Annotated in this window: 9 protein-coding genes and 4 pseudogenes; 9 read left to right on the forward strand and 4 right to left on the reverse strand. The window is 65.3% G+C overall.

Translation table 11 applies throughout. The annotated features are described in order from the left end of the window. From ACFQ7F_RS42870 to ACFQ7F_RS42885, 4 genes and pseudogenes are all read left to right on the forward strand, one after another. Window positions 1–125: pseudogene (locus tag ACFQ7F_RS42870) on the forward strand (site-specific integrase); the annotation flags it as partial. 333 nt (window positions 126–458) lie between these two features. Next, window positions 459–1,601 carry a hypothetical protein gene (locus ACFQ7F_RS42875; protein ID WP_383284076.1) on the forward strand — a complete coding sequence of 381 codons (1,143 nt, stop codon included), beginning with the start codon at window positions 459–461 and terminating at the stop codon, window positions 1,599–1,601. Between the two features lie 304 nt (window positions 1,602–1,905). Next, window positions 1,906–2,733 (forward strand): annotated as a pseudogene (locus tag ACFQ7F_RS42880) (IS5 family transposase); the annotation flags it as partial. 40 nt (window positions 2,734–2,773) lie between these two features. Continuing rightward, window positions 2,774–3,196 (forward strand): hypothetical protein, encoded by a 423-nt coding sequence (locus ACFQ7F_RS42885; RefSeq protein WP_383284079.1) that lies wholly within the window; start codon window positions 2,774–2,776, stop codon window positions 3,194–3,196. A gap of 50 nt (window positions 3,197–3,246) precedes the next feature. On the opposite strand, the gene ACFQ7F_RS42890 is transcribed toward ACFQ7F_RS42885, so the two are convergent. Beyond that, on the reverse strand, window positions 3,247–4,476 hold the full coding sequence (locus ACFQ7F_RS42890) for an MFS transporter (RefSeq protein ID WP_383284099.1): 1,230 nt from the start codon (window positions 4,474–4,476) through the stop codon (window positions 3,247–3,249). 68 nt (window positions 4,477–4,544) lie between these two features. Here ACFQ7F_RS42890 and ACFQ7F_RS42895 point away from each other — a divergent pair, with 68 nt between their 5' ends. Further along, the gene (locus ACFQ7F_RS42895; RefSeq protein ID WP_383284082.1) at window positions 4,545–4,919 is read left to right on the forward strand and encodes a MerR family transcriptional regulator; all 375 of its coding nucleotides are present in this window, start codon (window positions 4,545–4,547) and stop codon (window positions 4,917–4,919) included. 261 nt (window positions 4,920–5,180) lie between these two features. Beyond that, entirely contained in the window at window positions 5,181–6,692 is a 1,512-nt protein-coding gene (locus ACFQ7F_RS42900) for an IS4 family transposase (RefSeq protein ID WP_383284085.1), read from the forward strand. A 30-nt stretch (window positions 6,693–6,722) separates the two neighbouring features. On the opposite strand, the gene ACFQ7F_RS42905 is transcribed toward ACFQ7F_RS42900, so the two are convergent. Beyond that, window positions 6,723–7,223, reverse strand: a complete 501-nt coding sequence (locus tag ACFQ7F_RS42905) for a MepB family protein (protein WP_383284088.1) — start codon at window positions 7,221–7,223, stop codon at window positions 6,723–6,725. Window positions 7,224–7,584: 361 nt separating this feature from the next. Beyond that, entirely contained in the window at window positions 7,585–8,574 is a 990-nt protein-coding gene (locus tag ACFQ7F_RS42910) for a PIN domain-containing protein (RefSeq protein ID WP_383284090.1), read from the reverse strand. Between the two features lie 193 nt (window positions 8,575–8,767). On the opposite strand from ACFQ7F_RS42910, the gene ACFQ7F_RS42915 reads away from it, so the two are divergent. From ACFQ7F_RS42915 to ACFQ7F_RS42925, 3 genes and pseudogenes are all read left to right on the forward strand, one after another. Next, window positions 8,768–9,274 carry a restriction endonuclease gene (locus tag ACFQ7F_RS42915; RefSeq protein ID WP_383284093.1) on the forward strand — a complete coding sequence of 169 codons (507 nt, stop codon included), beginning with the start codon at window positions 8,768–8,770 and terminating at the stop codon, window positions 9,272–9,274. 294 nt (window positions 9,275–9,568) lie between these two features. Further along, window positions 9,569–10,357 carry a hypothetical protein gene (locus tag ACFQ7F_RS42920; protein WP_383284096.1) on the forward strand — a complete coding sequence of 263 codons (789 nt, stop codon included), beginning with the start codon at window positions 9,569–9,571 and terminating at the stop codon, window positions 10,355–10,357. Between the two features lie 111 nt (window positions 10,358–10,468). Beyond that, window positions 10,469–11,271: pseudogene (locus ACFQ7F_RS42925) on the forward strand (IS5 family transposase). 63 nt (window positions 11,272–11,334) lie between these two features. On the opposite strand, the pseudogene ACFQ7F_RS42930 reads toward ACFQ7F_RS42925, so the two are convergent. Continuing rightward, window positions 11,335–11,459: pseudogene (locus ACFQ7F_RS42930) on the reverse strand (site-specific integrase); the annotation flags it as partial.

Raw genomic sequence — 11,459 nt, forward strand, 5'->3', positions numbered from 1 at the left:
TCACTGACGTCGCCGAGTGGATGGGCCACAAGAGCATCGACATCACATACAAGATCTACCGACACCTCCTGCCCGGCTCCATCAGCGCCGCCGCGAAGGTCTTGGACATGGGATTGATCGCATAGCTGTGTTGGTTCCAGACACTGCCCCTGCTCCTCTATCCAGCCCGCGACCTCTCCAGTAGTCCAGTATTGTCGGCCCGCCCCGGCAGCTGCTGTATCTCGCCCGTCAGTTCAATGTCCGGCGTCCCTACTGATCACGCCGCTGGTGCAATGCCCCCGGCCCAACGAGAAGCCGGCAGGTCCTGCGGAGTGTTCGGGTCCAAGGCCACAATTGGCAGCCGAACTGGCTGACTGCACCGACCATCACGAGCTGCCGGGGCATCTGGCATGAACGGTGCGGCAGTGAGGATTGATCAGAGGTGCGAACTTGAAGGTCTATAAGGGGTGGAGTGACAGGTGACTGATCAGCCGGTGTTCGTCCTCGGTGAGGGCCTCCAGACCATGGAGCCAGCAGGATTCGAGACCGAGGCGGAGTTCCAAGAACTCCTCGCCCGGCATCCCCGCATCCTGGACTTCGGTTCGCTCGCCGACGGCCGGCCCCTGCGGCTGGTACTGGTGGCACGGGAAATGGGAGTTCCGACGAGCCCGGAGGCCGGCACGACGTTCTCGCTGGACCATCTGTTCGTCGATGCCGATGGTGTGCCGACGCTGGTGGAGGTCAAACGGGCCAGCGATACCCGGATACGCCGGGAAGTCGTCGGACAGATGCTCGACTATGCCGCGAACGGTGCCCGTTACTGGCCGGCCGCGCTGCTGCAGCGCTCGTTTGAGGGGAACTGCGCGCTCGACGACAGGACTTTGGAAGAGGCGTACGGGGAACTGCTTGGTGATCAGTCCCCGGAGGACTTCTGGACGACGGTCGAGGAGCGGCTGGCGGCTGGGCAGATGCGGCTGCTTTTCGTCGCCGACCGCATCCCGTTGGAGCTGCGGGCGATCGTCGAATTCCTTAACCGGCAGATGCGGCAGACCGAGGTGTACGCGGTAGAGCTGACGCAATACCGGGGCAGCGGCGACCTACGCGTCCTCGTACCGCGCATCCACGGTGAGGTCGCCACGGCGGCGAAATCTCCCTCTGGCCGCCGCAGCAGCCAGCGGACCACCCGGGCCGACATGGACGCCGCGATAGGCGGCCTGCCCAGCCTGGACCTGCAAACCGCGGCAGCAGCGCTGTTGGATCACGCGGCAGACAAGGGGCGCTCAGAGGGCGGCATGGCCAAGTACCCAAGTTTGTCCGTGTACTACCCCTCCGGGGGCCGACAGGTCCCGGTTTGGACACTGTCGCTGTACGACACCGGCAAGGTCGAACTTGCCTTCAGCTTCGGGTCGATCACCCGCCACCTCGGCTACGACGTGGCGTCCGCGTTCGCCGATGCCCTGCCGGACGCCGGTGATCTGAAGACGAAGCTGGCAACGCAACGTGAGAATGGCTACAAGGGGTGGCCGTCCGTCTCCCTCGCTGACCTAGCCGCCGCGCCAGCGGCGATGGGGGGCGTCTTGGCTGCCGTGGAGCAGCTCATGAACGGCCATGACGCCCCCTGACTACTTGGCCAAAGCAGCATCCCGCAATTTCAGAGGACTTCACCCGACAGGAGCCCGCGGCTTTGCGAGTTGTCAGGCCGCAGCCAGATCTGCTGGGCGACGCTCACGCCAGCCTTCGTGATGTTCGGGGATATCGCTCCGCGTGCGGCTCATGAGGGTGATGCCGGTACAGGCAGTGGCAGAGCCGGTGGTGGCCAGTACTTAGTGGGTGTTCTGCGGGTGTTCGGCAGAGTCGTAGTGCTTGAGGGCTGGTTGTCCGGTTCGAGGGCTTCCCGGCCAGCCGGGGGTGCGGTGCGCTGTGAGTGTGGACGGACGCGAGCCGTACCCGAGCGACCTGTCGGATGAGGCGTGGGAGCTGGTCCGGCCGGTGATCACTGCGTGGAAGGCGAGGCATCCCTCGGCCAGCGGGCACGAGGGCCAGTACGCGATGAGGGAGATCGTGAACGCGCTGCTGTATCAGGCGAGGACCGGCTGCCAGTGGCGCTACCTGCCCCATGACCTGCCTCCCGTGAGTGCGGTGTACTACTACTTCGGCCTCTGGCGTGATGACGGGACCGCCGAGACCATCCACGAGCTGCTGCGCTGCCTGGCTCGGGGGATGCGTCGGCGGCGCGAGGACCCCACCGCTGTCGTGCTGGATTCCCAGACGGTGCGGGCCTCGGTGAACGCGCCGAAGGAGACGACCGGGCTGGATCCGGGCAAACGGAGCCCGGGGCGGAAAAGAGGCATCGCCACAGATGTCCTCGGCCTGGTCATCGCCGTGATTGTCGTCGCCGCGAGCGTGCACGACAACGCCATCGGAACCGCCCTGCTGGACAAGGTCGCTCGCGCCGCGCCGGCGGTGACGAAGGCGTGGGTGGACGCCGGGTTCAAGGAGACCGTCGTGGAGCACGGCGCCCGTCTCGGCATCGACGTGGAGATCGTTCAGCGCGATCCGGGGATGAAGGGGTTCACGCCGGAGCCGAAGCGGTGGGTGGTCGAGCAGACGCTCGGCACCCTCATGCTGCACAGGCGTCTCGTGCGTGACTACGAGAGCAGGCCGGCCAGTTCAGTGGCGTGGATCCACTGGTCCATGACCGGCGTCATGCTCCGCCGTCTGACCCGCACCACCACCACGACCTGGCGCGACCCGCCCGCCCAGCACCCTGCACTCCCGACGGGCAGGAGCCTCGATGAAGCATCTCCTGGACAAGATCGAGGCCCGGCAGCAGCTGGTACGCGAGACAGCCGGGCACCTGCGTGAGCAGATCGCGCTCCTGACCGAACAGCTTGCCGCGGCCGAACGCACCCTTCAACGCCTGGACATCACCCGAGAGACGATGCTGGAACTGGCCGCCGAGGACGGCATCGAACCGCCCGAGCCGCTGCCGCCCGGCTACCGCGAGGTCCTCGCCGCCTTCGACCAGGCCGGGCACGGCCTCCGGGCCAAGGAGATCTGCGAGATCCTGGGCATCGGCACCGAGCCGCGGCACACCGAGAGCGTCCGCGCCAAGCTCAAACGCCTGGTCGACCGCGACATCCTCACCGAACCCGAACCCGGCCTGTTCACCCCCGCCCGGCCCGCACCGACCACCCCGGCCCCCAACTCAACCTGAAGTCCAGCGAAACAACACAGAACACCCACTCAGTCAGGGGCAGCGGTGGTTTAGCGGCTGCCGAGCTCTCCCTTGGTGAACCCGTATTTGTGTGCCGCGAGCACAGTGGCGAGTGCAGGGACGAGCAGTGCGAGCGTGACCCAACTCAGCCAGGATGCACCCAATCCGCTGAGGACGATGCCTCCGATGATGCCACCACCGGCGATTCCGACGTTCCATCCGGTGGTGAGGAGTGCTTGGGCGACATCGCCGGCGTCGCCTGCTGCTTCGGCGACTGCGGTCTGCAACAGGGTAGAGGTGCCGCCGAACGCGAGCCCCCAGAGCGCCGCGCTGGCGTAGACGAGCGAAGGCACGCCGGAGAAGACGCCGAGCAGCAGCGCGCATGTCGCGAAGAGCACACACGCGAGGATCATGAGGAGGCGCAGGCGCCGATGGACGAGCGCTCCGGCGATCCAGATGCTCACCAGCGACACCAGACCGAAGGTGAGCAGCACGGCGTCGACTTGACCAGCCATGCCGAGCGGCTTGAGGAACGGGGCGATGTAGGTGTAGAGGATGCTGTGGGCGAGCACGAACGTGAGGGTCACGAAGAGCACGGGCGCCACGCCGGGAATGCGGAAGGTACGGGTGAGCGGGAGCCGTGAGCCCTTGGGCTGTCCGGGGAAGTTCGGCACCGCCGCGACGACCCACACGATCAAAGCGAGCGTGAGGACGGTCATGATCCCGAACGCGTATCGCCACTCGACGAGCTTGGCCAGAAACGCCGCAGCAGGAACTCCGACGGACAGGGCAACGATTGCGCCCCCCATCGCGATCGCCATTGCCTTGCCGCGCTGATGTGAGGGAACCATCCGTACCGCGTACCCGGCCAACAGCGCCCAGAGCAACCCGCCGACGATGCCGCCGAGGCACCGGGCGGCTAGCGTAAGTGCGAAGCTCTCGGAGAGCGCGGTGACGGTGTTGGCGATCGCGAATCCTGCGATCGCCACCAGCAGCAAGTGCCGGCGCGGCCAGCCGATCGTCGCCTTGGTGAGCGGGATCGCGGCGAGGATCGCCCCGATCGCGAAGACGGTGACGCTCTGCCCGGCAGCACTCTCGCTCACACCCAGGTCTCGGCTCATCCCGGGAAGCAGCCCGGCGGGCATCGTCTCGGTCAGGAGCGTAATGAACCCGGTGGCGGCCAAAGCCAGAAGACCCGCCAGTGGGAGCCGGGCGTTCGTTATCGAGGGAGATGGCACAGCATGTGTTCGTGTCATGGCCTTATGATCGAAGGGTGACATTAGTGTGAGGGTCAATTCGGTGTCCGCTGAGTCACACGACGCCAGCCACAGAGGGCGAGGAGAGGGATATGCGGATCGGTGAGTTGTCGACGCACACGCGGACTCCGGTGAGGTTGCTGCGCTACTACGAGGAGCAGGGACTGATCGCGTCAGATCGACTGCCCAACGGATACCGGGACTATGAGGAGTACGTCGTTGACCGGGTTCTCCAGGTACGAGGCCTGCTCGACGCAGGGCTGCCCACACGGATCATCAAGCAGATCCTGCCCTGCCTGAACACCCCCCGCACGATCCACATGCCCTACGTCACGCCAGACTTGGTCGCAACGCTCGAGCACGAACGCGACCGCATGGCCGAAAAAATCGAATGCCTCACCAAGAACCACCGAGCCATCACCGACTACCTCGACGCCGTACCCCGCGATATCCGAGCCTCCTACTGAGGTTTTCGGTGTGGGGTCGGGAGGTGGCCGGTGATCGTAAGGCCGGTCTCGGCGAGGCAGCTGCGGCCGGGAAGCCCTCGAACCGGACAACCCGCCCTCAAGCACTACGACTCTGCCGAACACCCGCAGAACACCCACTTAGAGCTCAACACCGTTGCGTTTGACCCCTGAGCTGTACGTCAAGCCCTGCTGAACAGCGCAACGGGACCACCTGGTAGATCAACGATCGGCGAAGAAAGTCGATCAAGGTCAGGGGTCCCGTTGCCGGAGAAGTCTGTCATCACGTCCACGATCGAGACGGCCCGGGGTGTGTTCGCGCCGGGCCATCTGGGGGAGTTGACCCAGGTCGTGGACTTCGCGCTGGTGGACGCGGTGCTGGAGGAGACCGGTCGGCGCGAGCGGCGTCTGCGGCTGCTGCCCTCGCGGGTGGTGGTGTACTTCGTGCTCGCTCTCGCGCTGTTCGAGCGCTGCTCGTACCGCACGGTGTGGTCCAAGCTGACCGCCTCCCTGACCCCGCTGGCCCTGGTGCGTCCCGCGGTCTCCTCACTGACGCGGGCCCGGCGCAGGGTGGGGGCCTCACCTCTGCGGCGGCTGTTCGAGACGCTCGCTGGGCCCGTCGCCCGCCCCGGGCAGGATGGGTCCTTCTACCGGGGCCTGCGCACGGTAGCCATCGACGGGACCCTGCTGCACACCCCCGACGATGAGACGCTCACCTGGCGCTATCCCAAGCGAGCCGGGGAGAGCCTGGAATTCGGCTACCCGCTCCCGCTCCTGCGGCTGCTGGTCCTGGTCGAGTGCGGCACCTGCGCGCTCATAGCCGCCGCCTTCGGACCAGAGTCGACGAGCGAACTCCCCTATGCCAAGCGGCTTCTGGGTGCTCTGGACAAGACGATGCTCCTGCTGGCCGACGCCGCCTTCGACGGCAACGAGTTCCTTGACAGGGTCCATCACAGCGGAGCGCAGTTCCTGGTGCGCTCCGGGGCCCGCCGTGTCCCCACCCCCGCCCAGCACCTGGGCGACGGCTCCTACATCGCCCGCATCGGCTACGGCGTCCTGCGGATCCTGCTGCCGGTGCGCGTGATCGAGGCGACCCTCACCGTCACCTTGGCCGACGGCACCGTCTGCACCAAGCAGTGGCGGCTGCTCACCAACCTGCTGGACCCCGAACGGTATCCGGCCGCCGAACTCGTTGATCTCTATCACCGCAGGTGGCAGGCGGAAACTACATATTCCTCGATCAAGGCCACGATGCTCGACGGCCGCGTCCTGCGCTCCCGCAGCATCGATGGCCTCGACCAGGAGGTCTACGCCCTGCTCACCGCCCACCAGGCTCTGATCCGCACCGGCGACGACGCCCTGACCGGACGGCCAGGAGTACCCATGGAACGGATCAGCTTCACCGTCCTGCTGACCGCCGCAACCGACACCGTCATCGCCGGCCATGGAATCTTCCCCGGCCCCCTCATCGACCTGGTCGGCACGATCGGCCACGCCGCCCTGGGCGACCTCCTGCCCGCCCACCGACGGCAACGAGCGAAGGCCCGCACCCGCAAGAACCCCACCAGCAAGTACGGCCCGAACGCCGGACAACACCCCCAGAAGGCCCAGAACTACACCGTCCACACCACCGTCACGTTCTTCGAACACAGCCTCAACAGCCGCTCACACAACGGTGTTGAGCACATACCCCACGACGGATCAACCGAAGGCCAGCCTCTGCCTTCGGAGGCCGTCTTCCGGCTCGGACACTGGCCTCGCGACACCTACGGCTGAGCCGAGTGCGCGCCTGGGCCGTGCCCCGGTTCAGGGGCAGTGGAGCGCACGGGCGCGGGCCGGGTCGACCGGGCCGTCGGCAGGGATGGGCAGGAAGTACCGCACCTGCCGCTCCTGGGTGGTGCGGGCCTGGCGGCTGGTCGCCGTCACCCACGGCGGGTAGACGCGGAAGCCCCGCTTCCCGCCGACGCCGCCGTGCGAGAGGACGCCCTGCTCGCCCAACACCTCGCACGGGAAGACGAAGTGCCCGTGGTGGTTCCCCTCACGGTTGCTGATGACGAATAGGTCGACGGGGTCCTCGACGCCGAACGGCTGGATCGGGCCACCACCGTCGGGCCTCTTCCACACCGTGACGAACTGGCCCGCCTTCGTCGGGGTGGTCTTCCCCACCCGGAACCTGACGGCCAGGCCATCCAGGGTGAACGCGTGCGCCCCGTACTCGGCGCTCTCCCCCTCGGGCACCGGCTGCGAGCAGACGAAGCCGCCCGGTTCGTACACCGCAGCCTGAGCCGCGCGAAGCTCGTCATGCATGCCGTCATCCTGCCACCACGGTCAGCCCGGCCGAGACGCTCCCGTCACCCACAACTCCGTCACGGACCTCCGGGAAGATGAGCGCGGGCTTGCCGTCCGGGTTACCGCAGACCTCCAGTACACGAGATGACGTCACCGACAGCGCTAACGCAACGGTGTCGACTTAGAGCTCGTAACACGATCATGATCGGGCCTTCTTCAGCCGTCTCCAGTGTGGCCAGGGCGGCAGCAGCGGTTCGATCAGCGCCCACAAGTTATCGTCCACGATCCACGGCCGAGTGCTCACAGCATCCCGAACGCTCAAATCATCACATCGGTCACGCCCGACCAGAGCACTTCAACAAGATTGTGTTACGAGCTTCTAGCGACAGACTGAGTCGTTAGCGCTTGAACCCGCCTGTCCATCCTGGCGGTCGGCTGGCACTTGAACCCCTCGTCCCTTGGACGGGGGCTTCTTCGTGTTGGTCGTCTGCTTCTCCGGCTCGTCACCGACCGGCATGCTCAGCTTGTGGTCACAGAGGCCAGCAACGCGCGCCCGGATTGCCTGGCCGGTGTCATAGGTCAGAACGGTCACTTCACGACTCGACAGCGGTTGAACGGCAAGCGCCCTGTCGACGATCTCGTCGTCGTTGATCGGCAACCGCGTGTGCCCGGGCGGGTCAAGCAAGAGCTGCACGGTCACTTCACCGCGTCGTACGCCCGTGTGGCGCTGCACCTCAGCGTCTGCCCTGCGGAGCATGGCGTCTTCGGTGCTCTCCTGAAACAGCCCGTCAAGGATGAACAGGGTGTGTCGCGCCCGCCAACGTACGTGCCTGTCCTTGCTCTCCTTAAGCTGGTCGAGCTCATCTACCACGACCATCGGCACCAGGAGGTGAACGGGGTGTTCTGTGACGCTCAGCAGCTCGGCGAAGTCGGTCTCTTCCAACTTCTCGGGGTGGTGGACGTAGAAGCTGCTGTCAGCCACGACCGGCACTCCGCGCAGTTGCCACCGCTGCAACTCTTGACCGAGCGTATGGACGGCGTCCCCGAACGCTTCCGTCCGCTGCCGTAGTTCGGTGGACACCAGTTGGTTCACGAGCCGCTGGGTCGTCCCGATGGTGAAGTTATCCACCCCGGCGAGCAACTGGTCGTGCCGTTTGGTTAGAACGAGCCGGTCAAGGTCGGCGCTGCTGATGAGCGTGTCCAGCCGGCCAACGCCGTCGACCGCCCAGTCGAGATACGCCAAGAGCCTCTCGTAGTACTCATGCGGGCCGCTGGTGAAGAGGTTCGAGACGTTCTGATGCACCTTGCCAAGCGTCTCGTGCAGGTGCTTCCGGTCGACACCGGGCAGTGGGCTTACGAGCATGTCCATACTGTGACACCTCGACGACGGCCGCCGCACGTAGATTCGGCCGACCACTAGGCAGGGACTGGCTGACGGCTGGAGGTGCACGACTTGTGAGCTGCTGTGGGATTGGGAGGTGCCTGCTCAAGAATGCATTGAAATAGCAGGCCGTAACTATCATAGGAGATAGTACGAACGTAAAAATAGAAATGAGGCGACGATGACGAACCCCGATAAGCGTTGGGAGTCGTACGAGGAGGTAGCCGTCTACCTTCTCGATCAGATTGCCGAAAAGCTGGGTCTTGACCGTGTCGAGGACAAGCAGAAGGTCATCGGCGAGCGCTCGGGTACTGAGTGGGAGATCGACGGCAAGGGCGTCAAGGTGGGTGACGAAGGCTTCGTAATCATCGAGTGCCGCCGCTATACCACGAAGAAGCAGACTCAAGGGCAGATAGCGCACTTGGCCTACACCATCATCGACACTGGCGCTGCGGGCGGCATCATCGTGAGCTCTCTCGGGCTCCAGGAGGGCGCTACCAAGGTTGCCAACGCCGAGAACATCCGCACCGTCCACATGGACGAGAACAGCACTCGCACCGAGTACATGTTCAGCTTCCTCAACGAGGTGTTCGTGGGTGCGTCCGACACGATGCACATCACGGAGTCGGCGAAGATCACCATCACCCACGCCGATGGCACGCAAGAAACGTTCACGCCCGACGACTGATCGCGACCAGCGTCGTCGACCGACCTTGTGCTTCTAATGGTCGGGCTCCAAGCCCGCGCCGGCGGTTGTCGTAAGTCGAGCGCATCAATGCGCCGCTGCGGTGCGAGGTGGACGAACCGATGTAATCGGTCGCTCCCACGATCAGCTGCGTGCGACCATGCGGCCATGAGTAACGAGGTAGATCAGCCTGGGGAGGGTTCCCAGCTGCCTGCGTCTGATCCCTTCGGCTTGGCTCGCGCGTTCCAGCCGCTGACGGACTACTACCGCACCACGATGGCTGAGGCGTTGAGGCCGTTGGCCGAGACGGTCATTGCGACGAGCGGCATCGGCGAGGCCATCGGCAAGCAACTGGCCGAAGCGGCGTGCGTGAACGCCATGCTCGGCGAAACCTTCGCACCCCTGCACGAGCACTTCCGGGAGTACTGGGCGGGCGTCTTCGAGGGGCTCGGCTCCTTGAAGGAGCGCATCTACCCGCCCAACCTGCACGACGCTACGCCGACAGTCGACGAGTTCGAGCTGCTGCTTCTTGAAGAGGGCATACCTCTGATGTGGGTTCCTGGCCCGAAGGTCGTTCGCGCTCTCCTGGACGCGCCCGATGCCGTTGGTCGCCGCCAGATCATCGGGCGGCGGTGGAAGGGCATCGTCAACGACTGCGAAGCCGTCATCGAGGATGTTGACCATCCCGACCTACAGGAGTCGCGAAACTTCGCCTTTGACTGTGTGGCGGCACTGCGCGACGGACACAACAACCCGGCCCAGGCGCTCGCTGCCAACTTGCTCGACAGCCTGATGCGCGCCCACTTCGACGAGCCGGACAGGAAGAAGCTCACGTTCAACAAGAAGGGCCGGGCGAAGTTCGACCTGGACGACTACGACATGCGCGTTGCCCTGACGTTCGCCCCGGTCTGGTACGCGCACGCCGAGTACTGGCCGAAGAACGGCGACCCCATTCCGCGCGTGTTCGGCAGGCACCCGAGTGCGCATGGTGTGTCGCGCTCGCAGTACTCGCGGATCAATGCGGTCTACGGGCTCATGCTCGTCACGTCGGTGCTGAAGTTCTTCGACGTCGAGTTGGAGCGGTAGCGCCTGCTGCACCAAGCCACACCAGGAAACCCCTAGAAGCTCGTAACACGACCTTGTTGAAGTGCTCTGGTCGGGCGTGACCGATGTGATGATTTGAGCGTTCGGGATGCTGTGAGCACTCGGCCGTGGATCGTGGACGATAACTTGTGGGCGCTGATCGAACCACTGCTGCCGCCCTGGCCACAGAAGTCGCCAGGGCCGCGGCCCGTGGCGACCGACTGTGCCTGCAGGGCATCCTGTACGTCCTCTACAACGACATAGCCTGGCAACTGCTGCCTCTGGAGCTGGGGTTCGGCTCGGGACAGACGTGCTGGCGGCGCCTGGAACGATGGCAGCAGGTCAGGGTCTTCGACCAGCTGCACCGCATTCTGCTCGCGGAGCTGAATGCGGCCGGCGAACTCGACTGGTCCAGGGCGTGTGTGGATGGCTCCCACATTCGCGCGAAAAGGGGGAGCCGACACCGGTCCGTCGCCGGTCGACCGCGGGAAGACGGGCAGCAAGCACCACCTGATCTGCGACGGACACGGCACCCCGCTCAAGGTCGTCACCACCGCGGCCAACGTCAACGACGTCACCCAGACGCTCTTGTCGACGGCATCCCGCCCGTCGCAGGTCGCCCCGGCCGGCCGCGCCGCCGCCCCGAATCGCTCCTGGGCGACAAGGGCTACGACTCCAACACCCACCGCGAAGAGCTGCTCAAGCGCCGGATCCTGCCGGTCATCTCCCGCAAGGGCACCCTCAACATCAAGGGCCTGGGCAAACTCCGCTACGTGGTCGAGCAGACCTTCGCCTTGCTCCACCAATTCAAACGCCTCGCCGTCCGCTGGGAACGCCGAACCGAACTCCAGGACGCCTTCGTCTCGTTGGCCTGCGCCCTCATCTGCTGGAGACGGCTGAATAAGGCCCGATCATGATCGTGTTACGAGCTCTTAGGCGCGGGCGAGTTGTTCGAGTTCACCTATGCCTCCCAGAGTTGCTCAAGCAGCGAGTCCCAGGTCGAGCATTCCCGCGGCGGCGCTGATGGAGCCGGGCAGGAGGTGTCGGTAGATCTTGTATGTGATGTCGATGCTCTTGTGGCCCATCCACTCGGCGACGTCAGTGA

This window comes from Streptomyces sp. NPDC056486, assembly GCF_042795295.1.
Taxonomy (GTDB): Bacteria; Actinomycetota; Actinomycetes; order Streptomycetales; family Streptomycetaceae; genus Streptomyces.